The following is an 18,072-nucleotide window of genomic DNA, read 5'->3' as shown; positions in this document are numbered from 1 at the left end:
AGATAAAATCAAAGAGCGGCTTAAATAATGCTGTTGTCCAAAAGGGCTAACAAAATTCATACAGCATTACCTGGAGAGCAAAAAATATGAGAAATCAACTGAAAACGGCTATTTTATTAGCTGCCCTGAGTGGCTTATTAATTGCAATTAGTTACTGGGTAATTGGTGGTACTACAGGTGTAATTATAGGAATTGGTTTAGCAGCAGTAACTAACCTGTTTTCTTGGTATCAATCAGATAAAATTGCCTTAGCTGTCTACCGTGCCCAGCCAGTCAGCGAAAGAGAAGCACCAGGACTGTACCGCATAGTGCAGAGATTGTCTGCTCGTGCCAATATTCCTATGCCTCGAGTTTACATTGTTCCCAGTCAAACTGCTAATGCTTTTGCCACGGGGCGTGACCCAGAACATGCTGCGGTTGCTGTGACTGAAGGTATTTTGAATATCTTACCAGAGGATGAACTGGAAGGTGTGATTGCCCACGAACTCACACATATTATTAATCGTGACACCTTGACACAAGCTGTTGCTGCTACCATTGCTGGTGCCGTTTCGTTTTTAGCGCAAATGGTGAGTTACAGCCTATGGTTTGGCGGTGGTTCACGAGATAATGATAGAGGTGGCAATCCTTTAGGAGTGCTATTAACAGTGATACTTGCCCCTGTGGCTGCCACAATCATTCAGTTAGCAATCTCCCGCACACGAGAGTTTTCAGCTGATGCTGGTGCTGCTAGATTGACTAACAATCCCCGTGCTTTAGCCCGTGCGTTGCAGAGGTTAGAATCCACAGCCAGACAATTACCTTTAGATGGTAATCCTGCCTTTGAGCCGTTATTGATTATCAATCCGATATCTGGGAAGTTTTTAGGTAATTTGTTTTCCAGCCACCCCGCTACCGAGATTCGAGTGAAAGAATTGCTGAAACTAGAACAACAACTCCCGACAACAGCTTGATAAATTAACTGTTCGCTGATAACTCATGTAAGTTTTGCAATGAGGATGTTTAAACTATGACTGCTGACAACATTCAATCTGCCGAATCTTTTGAATCAATTGTAGTTGTGGAAATTAGTTCTCAAACTGACGCCATAGTAGAAACCGAAATGGCTGATGAAACCGATGAAGTCAAGCGTGAAACTAAAGCGTTGATTGCAGCACTCAAAAAACGCGCTCAATCTGAGGCTGAGTCAGCAGGAACTATTAGCCGTGAAACGTATTTAAATATTGTGCGTCAAGCGCGGGAAACGATTGAAGGGAAGAAAATTCTTCAAGGCGATCGCTTAGAATACACTTGGGCCGTAGTGCAAGATGAAGCTGAGAAAAACTGGTATCTACTGATGAAAGAAGTTACAGAATTCAGTGGACGTGTGCAAAAAGCAGTTAAGGCTGGTTGGGAAGCCTTCAACGAGCCTCACTCTCAACGTTAGGGACTTCCAACTAAAAAAATATCCTATCACTGTGTAGGCAGGGGGGCAGAGGGCAGGGGGTAGGGGGAGAAAGAAAAATATTATCTAAGTAAATTGGATAATTTATTTTCTGGAAGTCCGTTAACTCAAAAAAATTCATGAATCTCTTATAAAGCGGGCAAAATGCCCGCTATTTTTATGGAAGGGAAGCGATCGCTCATAGTTTGGTCATTGGTAGTGCCTAGTGGTTTGTCAATTTTGTTTTGAGGGGTTTTTGGTAGTGCGGGCCGAAAAGCCCGCGTGAGCGAGACGCTCACACTACAGTCCCTCATTTCAACCCTGACAGACTACTAGGCGTAGCCCGATATTTCGTGAATGATCCTAGAAAATAGACTTCTTGTAAATCTTCTATGAAAAATCAATGTATTAATTTAACCTTAACCTTCTGTGATTTTACTGATGCTATGCTGATAGTATTCCAAATATCAAGTTGCAACTACCATCTGAATTGAAGGTCTATTAAATAATTTTACAGAGCTTCAAGATCAGATTCACGAAAATCTTGTCGCTAGCAGATATACATATGTAATTAAAAGAACATGAACTATACGTTTTGTACTTACTAATTAGGAAATTGCGATTCCTGCGGATAGCTTCTCTACAAGACGCTCTGCGATCGCATCCTCAAACTCTTCTACTGGTGTCGCCACCATTGGGAATTTCTCATGTAGATCTGACAACAACTTAGAGGGGACACTATTTATGGCTTTGAATGCTGGCAATATCGCATTCGTAGGTTTCAACGCTGATGGCAACGACAATTTAGCCTTTGTGGCGCTGGTAAATATTCCTGCAGGTGAAACGATTTACTTCGAGGATAACGAGTGGAATGGCTCTAGCTTCGCTGATACTAACGAAGGTGCTTTTAGTTGGACTTCAACTGCTGCTGTTGCTGCAGGAACCATCGTTAGAATCGACAACATAGGTACTGGTACTATCTCAGCCAGTACAGGAACAGTTGTGGCATCAGTCACTGGCAGAGGTGGAAACCGAGGTATTGCTGCTGGTGATGAGGTGATTTATGCTTATCAGGGAACACCAGGCACACCAACTGTCTTTTTAACAGCGATCGCTAATGGCGGGTTTAGTGCTGCTAACGGGGTGTTGACTGGAACAGGGCTAACAGCTGGTACTAATGCTATCGACTTAAGCAGTGTTGATGATGATGCGGATATTGGTGCTTATAATGCTTCGCGTAGTGGACAGACGAGTTTCGCATCTTATCTTTCACTAATTAATAATCCCAATAATTGGGTGACACAAGATGGTACTGGCGATCAAAGTGCTGATGGGACACCACCAGATGTACCCTTCAGCGCAACTGGATTCACCGTTACAGCTGGTACTCCCAACATCCAAATCACCGAGTATATGTACAATCCGACAACTGCTGCTGTCAGCGGTGAATTTGTCGAATTTACTAACCTTGGCACGAGTGCGGTAGATTTTACTGGCTGGAGCTTTGATGATAACTCCCGCACACCTGGTTCATTTTCTCTGAGTGCTTTCGGTATCGTACAGCCAGGAGAGTCGGTGATCCTGACAGAAAGTGATGCAACTGCTTTCCGTACAGCTTGGAATCTACCTAGCACAGTTAAGGTTATTGGTGGGTTGAATCAGAACTTAGGACGTGCGGATGAAATCAACCTATACGATGCTTCTAACAACCTTGTCGATCGCCTCACCTATGACGATCAAACATTTGCCGGTACGATCCGCACTCAAGGGGCGAGTGGCTGGACTGAAATAGCGAATCTCAACGATACTACCATTGATGCTGATTGGAAGCTCTCTGTTGTAAATGATGCCCAGAATTCTCAAACTTCTACAGGTGGAGATATTGGCAACCCCGGTATTTACAACTTTAGTCCTGGTGTCAACATCTTTCAATCTGGCGGTAGCACCAACATTGCCGAAGGTGGTGCTACTGATAGCTACAAAGTAGTGCTGAAAACCCAGCCGACAGCAAATGTCACCATCAGCATCAATCCTGGTAGCCAAACCACAACCAACCCAGCAACTCTGAGTTTCACCACAGCTAACTGGAACGTACCACAGACGGTGACTGTCACTGCCGTTGATGATGCAGTAGGAGAAGGCAATCATACTGGTAATATCAGCTACTTAGCAACCAGTAGCGATAGCAACTACAACGGTATTACTATTGCCAACGTTATTGCTAACATTACTGATAACGATGGTGGTAACACTGCTCCCACAATCCAGGCAGATAACGAAACAGTAATTGATCCAGAGAAAGTCACCGCTTTCCTCAGCATTCCCAACAATAGCCCCACTGGTAGCCCTGCAGCCTTTGTCAGTGGTGTAATTAATGACCCCACCGACCCCGCCCGCACGATTGGGATTGAGTTTAACGTTGCTGATGCAGAGACAGCCGCAGGTTCCTTAACCGTTACAGCCACCAGCAGCAACACCGCAGTTGTGGCTAACGGTAACCTGGGAATTACAGGAACCGGGAATAGCCGCAACCTGAAAATTACCCCAACTGGTGTAGGCTTTGCAGATATCACAGTTACTGTGAGTGACGGCACACTGAGTAATTCCTACGTTATTAAATATGCTGCTTCAGCCGCTGGTAATACTAACAGCCGTTTCTTGACGGGGACGAGTGACGCTTCGACAGCAATAGCGATCGACTCTAACTATATCTTCGTTGCCGATGACGAAGACCAAACCATTCGGTTATACGATCGCAATAATTCCGGTTTACCAATCAACAGCTTTGACTTCACCGCTTCTCTGGGATTATCTGGTTCTAGTGAAGTCGATATCGAAGCCTCAACCCGGATTGGGAACACAATTTACTGGCTAGGTTCCCACAGCAACAACAGCAGTAATGAAGACAGACCCAACCGCGAGCGCATTTTTGCCACCCAAATTTCTGGTACTGGGGCGAATACAACCCTCACATTCCAGGGATACTACAAGTTTTTAGAAGATGACCTCATTGCTTGGGATAACGCCAACGGTCAGGTTTTGGGATTGGCTGCGAGTGCGGCTAATGGTGTATCTCCGGAAGTGGCAAACGGCTTTAACATTGAAGGCTTGACAATTGCCCCCGATGGTACTACCGCCTACGTTGCTTTCCGTGCGCCCAACGAACCAACCACTAACCGCACCAAAGCGCTGATTGTTCCAGTCACTAATTTTACCAGCATCCTGAATAACTCAGGTGGTACAACTGGTTCTGCAACCTTTGGCTCGCCCATTCAACTAGACTTGGGTGGGCGTGGTATCCGCAGTATTGAGCGTAATGCTAGTAATCAGTACATTATTATTGCTGGCCCAGCAGGTGCAGCTACAGGAACCGCTCCCAACGACTTCCGGCTTTACACTTGGACTGGTAACTCAGCAGATGCACCAGTATTGCGAGCAGCCGATTTGACCGCCCTGAATGCTGGGGGTAGCTTCGAGTCGATTGTCGAAGTGCCAAATTCCCTAACTAGCGGTACCCAAATCCAAGTACTCGTAGATAACGGCGATACAGTTTGGTACAACGACAGCACAATTTCCAAAGACCTCGCCCAGAATAACTTCCAAAAATTCCGTAGTGAAACCATCACCCTTGGTAATGAGGTTACCGCCCCCACCATTACCAAAATCCACGACATTCAAGGCAGTGGTTCCACCTTTAACACTGGCTTTGGTGGTACACGCACCATTGAAGGTATTGTTGTTAGTGCCTTCCTCGGCTCGACAAAATTAAATGGCTTCTACGTCCAAGAAGAAGATGCTGACGCCGACACCAACTTCTCAACTTCAGAAGCCATCTTTGTTTTTGACTCCTCAGGACAATTCACCGGTGTCGCTGGCGATAAAGTCCGGGTAACTGGAACCGTTGCCGAATTTACCAGCACTAGTAGTGGCGTTACCAGCAGCTTGACTCAACTTTCTAGTGTGACAAGTGTCGTCAACCTGGGCGCTAGTACACTACCTACAATCACTAACATCCAGCTACCAGTTACCAGCGTGGCAGACTTGGAACGCTACGAAGGAATGTTAGTAAATGTTAGCGGCGGCACTGGTAACCTCACTGTTACCGAATATTTTGAACTAGGTCGTTTTGGACAAGTTGTCCTCGCGGCAAATGGTGCTAGCAACCAACCAGGAACCGACGGCAGACTTGACCAATATACCCAATTCAACGCCCCAAGTGTTAGCGGCAACTCTGCCTATTTAGCTGAGATTGCCAAGCGCCAGATTATTCTGGATGACGGTAGGAATACTCAAAATCCTGACCCGATTATCTTTGCTCGTGGCGGTAATCCTCTCAGTGCATCTAACACCCTACGCGGTGGTGATACCGTTGCCAGCATTACTGGTGTTTTAGACGAACGCTTTGAAGGGTATCGCATTCAAACTTCCACTGGCGTCAACTTTACTCCAGCTAATCCCCGCCCTACCACAGTACCAGATGTGGGTGGAACGCTGAAAGTTGCCAGCTTTAACGTTCTCAACTACTTTAACGGTAATGGTACTGGTGGTGGCTTTCCTACTTCCCGTGGAGCCGAGAATCTCAACGAATTCAACCGTCAGCGCGACAAAACGATCGCTGCAATCATTGGCTTAAATGCCGATGTTGTCGGTCTAATTGAACTGGAGAACGATGGTTACGGTGCTACCAGCGCTATTCAAGATTTAGTCAATGGATTGAATGCCGTTGCGGGTGCTGGCACTTATGCCTTTATCAATCCCGGAACCAGTTTAGCAACTGACGAAATTACCGTCGGATTAATTTACAAACCCGGCAAAGTTACCCCCGTTGGTGCAGCAGCAGCAATACCTAATGGATATGGTTCAGGTTCGTTTGACTTGGTGGGACGTAAACCCCTAGCGCAAACCTTCCAACAAATCTCAACGGGTGAGAGTTTCACCGCAGTTGTTAACCACTTTAAATCCAAGGGTTCAAGTTCCGGTGGTGTTGGTGATGCTGATGCAGGAGATGGTCAAGGTCTATCCAATGGGACACGGACTCGCCAAGCTCAAGATTTAGCACAATGGTTAGCCACAAATCCCACAAATACCACTGATCCAGATTACCTGATTTTGGGTGACCTCAACGCCTATGCCAAGGAAGATCCGCTAACAACTTTGCAAAATGCCGGATATAACAACCTGCTGCCAAATACCTCCTATTCATATGTCTTCGATGGACAGGTGGGTTCCCTTGACCATGCTTTAGGCACTAGCAGTCTGGCGTCACAAGTTACAGGTGCAGAAAAATGGCACATCAACGCCGATGAGCCTACTGTTCTCGACTACAACACCAACTTTAAGTCAGCAGGGCAACAAACCAGCTTATATAATGCTGATGCTTTCCGTTCTTCTGACCACGATCCAGTAGTTGTGGGATTGGATTTATACAGCATTAACGTCATTGCTCCTCCCGCAGGTAGTCGAAATCCAATCACAGGGACAGCAGGAAATGACCGGATTTTCGGTGGTGCTGGGGCAAAAACTATCACCACTGGCGCTGGTAGAGATGAAATTGTTTATACCAACATTAATGAAGTGGGTCATCGCATCACTGATTTTGAAGTCGGTAAAGACAAAATTGTCCTGACTCAGTTGCTAGATAGTCTGGTTTCTGGTGGCTATAACGGCACAAATGCCATCACCGATGGCTACGTGAAATTGGTGCAAGGATCTACCGCTAGCGCTTCTATTCTCCAGATTGACAATGATGGATTAGTTGGCTCCGCCATCTTCAGAAATTTCCTGGTGTTAGACAACGTTAGCCAACAGTTAGCAAACAACACCCAAAACTTCGTTTTCTAGTAGTAGTCTCACAGTTGCTTACTCAGACTACTAGCAGTTAGTGGTGGGCGCTGTAGCACTCACCACTAAACTGGAAAAGTTCAACTTGTTTTTTCATGTACACAAAATATTTCGCAAACAAACAGAATCCCATGTTTACCAATTTCAAACATTCACTTCTCACCGCAGGTACTTTCAGCTTATTGAGTTTTGGTACTTTTGCAGTTGCTAACCCAGCTAATGCTGCTAGTCTTGACCTGACTACTTGGCAGAAAATTGGTGATGTCACGACAACACCAAGTCAAGCAATACTAAAGTCAGGTACTGGTAATACAGTCGTTAATGACGGTGGTGCTGGTAGTATCTCGACTTTTCTTGGTGTATCTCCTGCTCAACTCGATAATCTTGCTCCTAGTTCAATTTTTGGTGCTACACAAGGTTCTGCGATTAAGAACACTTTTAACGCTAATGTTGGCGATATTTTGAGCTTCAACTGGAACTTCTCGACCACCGACACAGACAGTGCCTTTGTCACAATTAACGGTGCTGTCACTGCTTTGACAGGCAGTTCTCCTTTTAGCTATACCTTCAACACGGCGGGTAGCTACCTCTTTGGTATCGGACTGGTCGATGTAGACGACGCTGTTGGTGTATCGCAATTGCTGGTGAGCAATGCTCAATTTAATAATAGCGCTCAAGTACAACCAGTACCAGAACCAGCAACGATGTTGGGTTCATTGACAGCATTAGGGTTTGGTGCTGGGATGTTAAAGCGGTTCCGGAAAAAAGAACAAGTATAAAAAGTAGCGCCGCGGTTCCCGCGCTTTGCTCTTTTTCATCCCTATGAAAGTGTGGGGGCGGGTTTCCCTGTCCCCGCTCTCAAACAGATCAGAATTTAAAATTGCATTGTGAAGACTTTGTGTAATCTTCATGAAGAAAAGGTAAAACCGGAGATGATTTCTATTTTTTAACCGTTTGCTAGCTATTTCTTAATGTTACTAGGATAACTTAAGAGGCCTGAAGATTTACTAGGGAGTAACTAGCAATTAAACAGCCATTTAGTTAAAAATTTCCCAGAATTAATTTTTTTTATTACACTTGCTTTACTGATAAAAGCTTTTCTAAGACTCTCTAGTTATATAGCTATTAATTTGCCTACAAAGATGCAATTAGCAGTTGTGTTTATCTACCGAATTAAATAAATATGCAGCCTGTTCTAGATAACCTAAGTTCAGAATCAACGACGGGAAATGTGGGATTTGAAGAATTGGCGATCGCACTATTTGCCAATCAATTTAATCCATCAATCCTCAATTTAGATTTTCTCAAAATCAGTGGTATTATTCCCGGGGATTGGCAACTGCAAGGTCAACCAACAATTACACCTAACGCTGCTCAAGCTGTCTTTCAGAATGGTGTGAATCTAGTTTTTCAAAATCGGACAGTTTCTTTTCTACAAATTATCGATCCGACGAATACAAATCCCCTGAAAATTCCCGAATTGGCGCGAATTTTTGTTGAAAGACTACCATACAGTGACTACCAAGGTATTAGTATCAAACCAAAAATTTTGGTTGGCTTACCTGCTAATCAAGGTTTGACGAGGAAGTATATTGTGGAGAAACTACTTTCACCAGGCCCTTGGTGTGATATTGGCATCAGACCAGTGCAAGCAGCAATTAATTTTTCATATCAATTAGAGAATTGTCAACTACTATTAAATTTGACTGAAGCTCAAATTCAACAAGCTGAAAAACCACCTCTGCCGGCTGTGTTGTTTTCTGGTAGTTTTAATTATGAAGTCACTAGCTATAGTGAAGGCGATCGCTTCCAAGAAATAGTCAAACGATTGCAAAATTGGTCTGTAGATTTAGAAGGTTTCCGTGACATTGTCAATAACAGATTTTTCGGTAATTATGACAATGTTTTTCTATAATGTGGCGTTGCTGATTGAAAATATGAATTTATCGGGCTACGCCCCGCTTCGCTAACACCCAAAGTCGCAAAAGTACAAAGAAAAGGTATTTTTGGCATTTTATTTTCTGATTCAGTAACGTCAAAATGTGATAGCTACTGAAATCGCATATGTACGTGGTGACAAATTATAGCCTCGAATGACCGCTGTTCTTTGATAACTCTGAATCTACTCCAGGGCTAACCTATGGTAACTACCAATACAATTCGCTTTTCCCAGTTCAATGCTTCTTTGAACCGTAATAATGAAGGTCAATTAGTAACTGATTTATCTACTCCTAATAATGCTCAAGCGAAAGCTGTAGCAGAAATTATCCAGCGTAACAATCCCGATGTTCTGCTGATTAACGAATTCGATTATGTTGCGGGTAATCCCCTTGAAGCAGTCCAACTATTACAGCAAAATTACCTGGGAGTTAGTCAAAATGGTGCTACTCCCGTTAATTATGCCTACGTTTATATTGCTCCCAGTAATACAGGAATTGCTTCTGGGTTTGACTTGAACAATGACGGTACGACAGTCACAACCCCAGGTGCTGCAGGATACGGTGATGATGCTTTTGGATTCGGGAACTTTTCTGGTCAATATGGGTTGTTGTTACTTTCCAAATATCCCATCGACACCGATAATGTCCGCACCTTCCAGAACTTCTTGTGGAAGGATATGCCAGATTCTCTATTATCTACCATCGCTACACCTGGTTCCACGACTCCTTGGTACTCGCCAGAAGAACAAGCCGTTCTCCGTCTTTCTTCCAAGAGTCACTGGGATGTACCCATCAAAGTGAATGGGGAGACAATACATGTTTTAGTTAGCCATCCCACACCACCCACCTTTGACGGCACCGAAGACCGTAACGGTAAGCGCAACCACGACGAGATTCGCTTTTGGTCAGACTATATTACCCCTGGTAAAGGTAGCTACATTTATGATGACCAGGGTAAAACTGGCGGAATTACTGCTGGTTCTAGCTTTGTGATTATGGGTGATCAAAATGCTGACCCCTTAGATGGTGACAGTTTTGACAATGCAATTCGCCAACTGGTACAAAATCCTGGCATCAATACTAATGTCATCCCCACCAGTTTGGGTGGTTCTCAACAAGCAGTTTTACAAGGTGGTGCTAACGTCAACCAAAAGGGTAACTCAGCTTTTGACACCGCAGACTTTGCTGATACAGCACCAGGTAACTTGCGGACTGACTATGTGTTACCTTCGGTTGACTTGCAAATTAGTCAATCAGCAGTCTATTGGCCTGTAAATACTGACCCCAACTTTGCTGCAGTCGGTACTTTTAACGCCAGTCTTCCTGGTAGTTTCCCCAGTTCTGACCATCGCTTGGTCTATGCAGATGTGCAGGTAGGTGCAACGGAAGCCGGGAAAACCATTCCTGTGCCTAATCCTAATGACTTTCCTACCACTCCTAATATCCGACTCCAAGGGCAAACAATCTTACCCACAGGCTTTATTCCTACTGGTGCAGCGGGGACAGTGAATGGGACAGCGACAGCATTAGGTGGGTTGTCTGGTGTCACCTACGATGCTGCTAAAAAGCAATTCTACGCCATCTCAGACGATCGCTCACAAAATGCTCCGGCGCGTTTCTATACGTTCATTACCGATGCTGCTGGAGTAACTTTTACTAGTGTCACCCCCATAAAAGACGCTAACGGCAACTTCTTTGCAATCAATAGCCTTGACCCAGAAGGTATCGCTTTAACTAACAAGAGTACAGTATTTATCTCCTCAGAGGGTGAAGCTAACCCTGGTGTAGGTAGGGTGACGAATCCCTTCATTAAAGAATTTTCCCTCACTACGGGACAAGAAGTGAGGTCTCTATCTGTACCCAAAAAATTCCTCCCAGTGGTAGTAGACACCAATGGTAACGGGATTGTGGATGCAGGGGACACCCAGACATCAGGGGTTCGCAATAACCTAGCCTTTGAAAGCCTCACCATCTCACCAGACCAAAAAACCTTATTCACCGCCACCGAAAACGCCCTATTCCAAGATGGGCCCATCGCCACCGCCACAACTGGTAGCCGTTCTCGCATTCTGCAATACAACTTGCTGAGTGGGCAGCCAGAGAAAGAATATCTATATATTACAGATACCACAGTACCGCCAAACCCAGTTACAGGGGCTAGTGATCATGGTTTGGTGGATTTGTTAGCCATTGATAATCGTGGCACCTTACTCGCCTTGGAACGTTCTTTCAGCGCGGGTGTAGGTAACACCATCAAAATCTATGAAGTGACTCTGCAAGGTGCAACGGATATCAGCGTCTATGATTCTCTGAGTAGTTTGAGTGCAACTCAATTAGCAGCGATCGCTCCAGCACAAAAGCGGCTATTGTTGAATCTTAATGACCTAAAACTCCCCACAGACACCAATCATCCGATTACTGGTTTAGACAACATCGAAGGTATCACCTTCGGCCCCAAACTGGCAGATGGTCGTCAGTCAATTGTGTTGGTGAGTGACAACAACTTTGGTGCAACTCAGTTTACTCAAATCTTGACATTGAGTGCAGATGTCATACCAACAGCTACACCCACAGTCGAAACCCGTCCGGATTTATTCGACGATCCAACCTTACCCACCAGCCAGCGCGCTGATGCTGATGACCCAGCTATCTATGTCAATGCTGACAACTCAGCTGATAGCTTAGTTTTCACCTCAGTCAAAAATGCCGGACTGCGGGTATATGATTTGGCGGGTAACTTGTTACAAGAAGTGAATCCGGGTGGGATTCGCTACAACAATATAGACCTGCAATATGGGTTTCAATTGGGTGGTGAGGCTATTGATATTGCCGTGGCGAGCGATCGCGGTAATGATAAACTAGCAATCTTCAAGATTAACCCCAATGGCAACGCTAACGGTAAATACCTCGAAGACATCACCGATAGCAGCATTGGTACCCTCTTCCAAAACCTACCCTTCACCTCCCCCTATTCCTCATCAGCGCGCAGTTCTTACGGACTAACCTTATACCGTAGCCCCAAAACCAATGATTACTACGTCTTTACTAGTCGCCGTCAAACCGGAGATGTCGCCCAGTTCAAACTGATTGACACAGGTAATGGCAAAATTGGGGCGGAACGAGTCAGAGAATTTACCATCCCCACAATTGAAGGACGTGACCCCCAAACAGAGGGGATGGTTGTAGACCAAGAAACAGGCTACCTCTACATCGGTCAAGAAAACGTCGGGATTTGGAAGTTTCAAGCCGAACCGAACGGCGGTCAAACAGGGAAACTGATTGATAAAGTTAAAGCTTTGGGAGGAGAACACCTCACCGATGACGTAGAAGGTTTGACCATTTACTACGGTAAAGATGGCACTGGCTACCTACTCGCATCCAGTCAAGGCGATAACACCTTTGTCGCCTACACCCGCGAAGGTACTAACCAATATTTGGGTAACTTTGGTGTTGGGAATAGTGGGTCAATTGACAGTGTACAAGAGTCAGATGGTGCGGATGTAATTAACGTCCCACTCGGTCCTAATTTCCCATTTGGTTTATTTGTCACCCAAGATGGTAATAATGACCCAGCTAAACTAGTTGATGGTGCAAATATCAACTCCAACTTCAAGTTTGTCCCTTGGGAAAACATCGCCAACACCTTCCCCACAGCGTTAAATATTGACACCACCAGTTACGACCCCCGCAATCCTGTTAACCGCACTAATCTAACTACCTACGAATTTCAAAACCTGCCCAAATTAGGCACAACCTCCAAAGGTCAAGATATCTTATTGGGTGGATTTTCTGGGTTGTACTTCCAAGGAATTGCACCCAACGGTAACTTAAAGTTTGTCACCAACACAGACCGCGGCCCTAACGGCGAACCCACTGGTGTCAACCGACCATTCTACCTACCCAACTTCCAACCAGAAATCGTCAGTTTTGAACTCAACAAGTCTACAGGTGAGATTACCATCACCAAGAGAACGGGACTATATCGCCAAGATGGTAAAACTCCCTTAACTGGACTACCCAATTTACAAGCTGGGGCTGGTGGTCTGGCTTACACTGATGAAGTTGCTGTTGATTTAGATAATAAACCCTTACCTAACGACCCTTTAGGTGCTGATTTAGAGGGGATTGTGGTTGCAGAAAACGGTGACTACTGGTTAGTGGATGAATACCGTCCCGCAATTTACCACTTTGATGTTAACGGTAAACTGCTTGACCGTTTCATCCCCAAAGGCACGGCCACTGCACCCAACCCAGACCAACCCGCAGGTACATTTGGGACTGAGGTATTACCAGAGGTTTATGCTTCCCGCCGCAATAACCGGGGATTTGAAGCCGTAGCTTTAGAAGGTAACAAACTCTACGCCTTTATTCAAAGTCCGATTGATAATCCAGATAATACTGGTGATACCACATCCAGAGCTTCCCGTAACCTGAGAATTCTGGAATTTGACATCATCACCAAACAGGTGACAGGCGAGTATTTATATCTGCTTGACGATATCACAGCCGCTGGTAACGCCAAAACAGACAAGTTAGGAGATGCAGTTTCTCTGGGGAATGGTAAATTTGCTGTTGTGGAACGCGATGACCTTGGCACTACCGCTTCCAACAAACTGATTTACCAGATTGATTTAGCCCAGGCGACTAACATTAACAACCCGGCTAACTTTACCTTGCCAGCGGGTAAGACTATTGAACAACTTTCTCCCGCAGAGTTAACTGCAGCCAACATTACTCCTGTCACTAAGAGTTTGATTGCGAATGCAGCCCAGTTTGGTTACACCGGGGTAGAGAAATTAGAAGGTCTAGCATTAGTAGCACCCAATACTCTGGCGTTGTTGAATGATAACGATTTCAACGTTACAGGAAATACACCGACAGAAAAACTTGGTCTTCTGGAACTACCCTATAACCTCACAGATGAACCCAAGCCTAAGACATCTCTCAACATCTTACTGGTGAATGATGATGGTTATCAGGCGAAAGGAATCAATATTCTCTACGACAAATTAGTCGCTGCTGGTTATAACGTCACGCTGATTGCACCGAAAACACAACAAAGTGGTCAAGGTACATCCATCAACGCCGATAAAATTTCCCAACCCCTGGAAATTGTCAACTATCAACCAAACAAATGGTATGTTGATGGCACTCCTGTTGTCGTAGCTACAGCCGCACTTGATTACATCCTGAAAAATAATCAACCAGATTTAGTCATCTCTGGGATTAATGAAGGAGAAAATCTCGGTTTAGAAGGTATCATTTCTGGAACTCTCAGCGCCGCCGTTTCCGCTTTAAATCAAGGTATCCCCTCCATCGCCGTCAGCGCCGGGATTAATTTAGCAGAAAGCAGCAGCAAATACCCCAGTACTGATAAAGCCTACGATGTTGGTGCTAATTATATCGTTGATTTGATTTCCCAACTAAAAGCAAAACAGGGTAGTAATTCTAGTCTGTTACCCAAGGGAATTGGTTTAAATGTCAATATCCCAGTCGGTCAAGAAATTACAGGCGTATCCTTCACACAGTTTGACGCTGCGACTAGTTTTGACCTCCAGTTCGGTCAGTTACCGCCAAACTTTGGGACTGGTCAAGGTTTATTATTTACTCAGAAAACTCTACCTGCAGGGACAACGCCGAATCCAGTATCGGAAGGGGAACAGTTTTTAACAGGTCACATAACTGTGACACCATTTGATGGTGATTGGGGCACACCCCAGGATCAACGTCAAGCAATCAATTCTCGTCTCAACACCCTGAAAACTCCTGGTTTAACTGACCCGATTAAGTCTGCAACCAAATCGTTAACTATTTTGTTGGTGAATGACGATGGTTATCAGGCGAAGGGAATTGACGTTATCTATAATGCACTAACGGCTGCAGGTCACAACGTGATCTTAGTCGCACCCAAAAATCAGCAAAGTGGTAAAGGTACAGCCATCAACACTGATAAAATCTTCCAGAATATCGAAGTTTCAGAATTTGATCCTGGTAAGAACAAGTGGTATGTGGATGGGACACCCGTTGTCACTACTTGGGCGGGACTGGATTACATCTTGCCAAATAAGGAAAATATTTCTAAGCCGGATTTGGTAATTTCTGGTATAAACGAAGGCGAAAATATCGGTTTAGATGGTATTTCTTCGGGTACACTGAGTGCGGCTGTAGCTGCATTGCAGAGTGGGATTCCGTCAATTGCTGTCAGCGCTGGTATTGATTTGGCTGAGTTGCAAAAAGGCGACAAATCCAGCACGGAGAAAGCTTACGAAATCGGTGCTAGGTTGGTTGTGGATGCCATCAACCAATTATTAGCAACCCAAGGTAACAATGCAGCTTTGTTACCCCAAGGCGTAGGGTTAAATATCAACATTCCCGCCTACAACCCAGCTAACCCCAAACTCAGCACTCTTGGCGGTGTAGCCATTACCAAGTTTGATCAGGGAAATAGCCTGGATATTAAGGTGGCTGAGATTAAACCTGGGGTTCCTGGTTTGACGATATCTGGTACACCTGTAATTACAGGCGATACAGAATCTGAAGGTGGTCAATTTGTCGCCCGGAATATCACCATTACCCCAATTGATGGTGATTGGAGTGCGATCGCAGCTAGTCGTCAACAAGTTGCTAATCAAGCTGGTGCTATTCCCGTAAATGCGATCGCTAGTGGTGACACTACCCAAGATTCTACCGTCCTCTGGGCACGGAGTATTTTCCCTGGAGCAGTTAAGTTTGAGTACTCGACTGATGCTAACTTCAGTGTAATTGCTGGTACAAAGAACGCCATTGTTACCAACATCAACGCCCCCGTCAAAGTTGCAGTTGAGGGATTGCAAGCAGGAACTGACTACTACTACCGCGTCACCGATGCAGCAGGTGCTACATCAATTGGTAGATTTAGTACAGCCGCTGCACCTGGAACTCAAGCGGGTTTAACGTTCGGTGTTTCTGGTGATTGGCGGGGAGAATTGGCACCCTATCCAGCTATTAGTAATGCTGATGAACGTAACCTAAAATTCTTCGTCGAATTTGGGGACACAATCTACGCAGATTATGCTTCTCCAGCGGTGAAAAACCCCGATGGTACAGAAAAAGACCAAGTCACAACTCTGGATGAATACCGCGCCAAACATGCGGAAGTCTACAGCCAGCGTTATGGTCAAAACACCTGGGGTGATTTACGGGCTGCTACTTCCATCTTGGCAACAATTGACGACCACGAAGTAGTCAACGACTTTGAGGGTGGTGAGGATTTAGCAAAAGCCTCAGCAGCCGATAAAGCTTTATATGGTGCGACTTCTGGCTTAGTCAATGACTCGCCTTTGTATGAAAACGGTCTCCAAGCCTTCCAGGAATACAACCCCATCCGTAACGATTTCTACAGTCAAACTGGTGATGCACGCACAGATGGCGAGCGCAAACTCTACCGCTATAATACTTACGGTGGTGATGCTGCAACTTTTGTTTTAGATGCGCGTTCCTTCCGTGATGCAGAGTTACCCGGTGTAGTCAACACCAACGATCTGGCGCAAGTCGGAGACTTCTTGGCTAAGTCTTTTAATCCTGCACGCACTTTGTTAGGGCGATCGCAAGTTGAAGATTTGAAGCGCGATTTGCTCCAATCAGAGAAGGACGGACAGACTTGGAAGTTCATTATGATTCCAGAACCAATCCAGAATTTAGGAGTGGTTGGTGCTTCTGACCGTTTTGAGGGTTACGCCGCTGAACGGACGGAAATTCTCAAGTTTATCGACGACAACAAAATTAGTAATGTTGTCTTTGTTTCCGCCGATATTCACGGCACATTAGTAAATAACCTCACCTACCAGTTAGCACCAGGTCAAGCACAAATTGCTACCAGTGCCTTTGAAATTACCACAGGTTCTGTGGCTTTTGATGCACCCTTTGGTCAAACAGTCGCAGAACTAGCTTCTGCTATTGGCTTGCTGACACCTGCACAACAGCAATTCTACAATGCGCTTCCCATCGCTAACGATACGGACAGTATAGTTAACGACAAAGATGATTTTATTAAGCAAATCGTCAACAGTGGTTTAAATCCCTTGGGTTACGATCCCGTCGGCTTAAACGATAACTTAGCACAAGCTAACGGGTTGATTAATGCCAAATTACTACAAGGGGATTACATCGCATCTCACACCTACGGCTGGACTGAGTTTAATATTGACCAACAAACTCAGAAGTTGACAGTCACCACCTATGGCGTGGATGCTTATACTCGTGAGGAATTAGCAGCTAATCCAAATGTAATTGCTAATCGTCAACCCCAAATTGTCAGCCAGTTTGAAGTTAACCCAACTCTCAAAACTACACCCATTCCCGAAATCTCCACAACGCTTGATTTGCGGAATGTCAAACAACCGCTAACAGCCGAATTTGTTGTCAACAGAGAAGCCGCTTACGACAACTTTGTCGGCTTCTATCAAGTAGTTGACAAAAATGGTGGTATAGACACCAACGGTGATGGTAAAGCTGACTTGCTTCCTGGACAGGCTGGTTATGTTCAAGCTGCAGTGCGTGGACGAATTCCAGGTATTGACCTAGTTGTCAACAACCTAAATACAGCAACTTACACTGGCATCTTTAAACCCGGCTCAATCTTCGCGCCATTCCTAATTGTAGATAATAAACCTGATGCCATTCTTGATACCAATCCCAACAATGATCCATCAGTTTATTTCCCATTCTTAGGAGCGAATTCTGATAAATCAGAGCATGTTCGCCTCTTAGAAAACAACTTCCTAGGTTTTGAGGATCTACCCTATGGTGGTGACAAAGACTTTAACGATATCACAGTCAAAATTAGTCTGAGTTTCACCTAGTAGAACAAAGCAAAAGTAAAATGTAAAA

The 18,072-nt window shown here is 44.9% G+C and carries 6 protein-coding genes; all 6 read left to right on the top strand.

The features are described 5' to 3' along the window. Positions 1–86 precede the first annotated feature (86 nt). The 6 genes from CAL7507_RS12110 (at position 87) to surE (ending at position 18,044) form a co-directional block, all read left to right on the top strand. On the top strand, positions 87–953 hold the full coding sequence (locus CAL7507_RS12110; RefSeq protein ID WP_015128766.1) for a zinc metalloprotease HtpX: 867 nt from the start codon (positions 87–89) through the stop codon (positions 951–953). Positions 954–1,009: 56 nt separating this feature from the next. Next, positions 1,010–1,426 carry a hypothetical protein gene (locus CAL7507_RS12105; RefSeq protein ID WP_015128765.1) on the top strand — a complete coding sequence of 139 codons (417 nt, stop codon included), beginning with the start codon at positions 1,010–1,012 and terminating at the stop codon, positions 1,424–1,426. 741 nt (positions 1,427–2,167) lie between these two features. Beyond that, positions 2,168–7,264, top strand: a complete 5,097-nt coding sequence (locus CAL7507_RS12100; RefSeq protein WP_015128764.1) for an ExeM/NucH family extracellular endonuclease — start codon at positions 2,168–2,170, stop codon at positions 7,262–7,264. A gap of 131 nt (positions 7,265–7,395) precedes the next feature. Continuing rightward, positions 7,396–8,043, top strand: a complete 648-nt coding sequence (locus CAL7507_RS12095) for a PEP-CTERM sorting domain-containing protein (RefSeq protein ID WP_015128763.1) — start codon at positions 7,396–7,398, stop codon at positions 8,041–8,043. Between the two features lie 404 nt (positions 8,044–8,447). Continuing rightward, positions 8,448–9,179, top strand: coding sequence for a hypothetical protein (locus tag CAL7507_RS12090; RefSeq protein ID WP_015128762.1), 732 nt, complete (start codon positions 8,448–8,450; stop codon positions 9,177–9,179). A 225-nt stretch (positions 9,180–9,404) separates the two neighbouring features. Beyond that, positions 9,405–18,044: a 5'/3'-nucleotidase SurE gene (gene surE, locus CAL7507_RS33065; RefSeq protein WP_015128761.1), complete on the top strand. Its 8,640-nt coding sequence runs from the start codon at positions 9,405–9,407 to the stop codon at positions 18,042–18,044. The last annotated feature ends 28 nt before the right edge of the window (positions 18,045–18,072 follow it).

Origin of the sequence: Calothrix sp. PCC 7507 (assembly GCF_000316575.1) — a bacterium.
Taxonomy (GTDB): Bacteria; Cyanobacteriota; Cyanobacteriia; order Cyanobacteriales; family Nostocaceae; genus Fortiea.
This window is presented reverse-complemented; position numbering and strand designations above follow the sequence as displayed.

Bases quoted from the DNA above. Each gene is read 5' to 3' on its own strand.
- CAL7507_RS12110 (WP_015128766.1), top strand. From the start codon at position 87: ATGAGAAATCAACTGAAAACGGCTATTTTATTAGCTGCCCTGAGTGGC.
- CAL7507_RS12105 (WP_015128765.1), top strand. From the start codon at position 1,010: ATGACTGCTGACAACATTCAATCTGCCGAATCTTTTGAATCAATTGTA.
- CAL7507_RS12100 (WP_015128764.1), top strand. From the start codon at position 2,168: ATGGCTTTGAATGCTGGCAATATCGCATTCGTAGGTTTCAACGCTGAT.
- CAL7507_RS12095 (WP_015128763.1), top strand. From the start codon at position 7,396: ATGTTTACCAATTTCAAACATTCACTTCTCACCGCAGGTACTTTCAGC.
- CAL7507_RS12090 (WP_015128762.1), top strand. From the start codon at position 8,448: ATGCAGCCTGTTCTAGATAACCTAAGTTCAGAATCAACGACGGGAAAT.
- surE (WP_015128761.1), top strand. From the start codon at position 9,405: ATGGTAACTACCAATACAATTCGCTTTTCCCAGTTCAATGCTTCTTTG.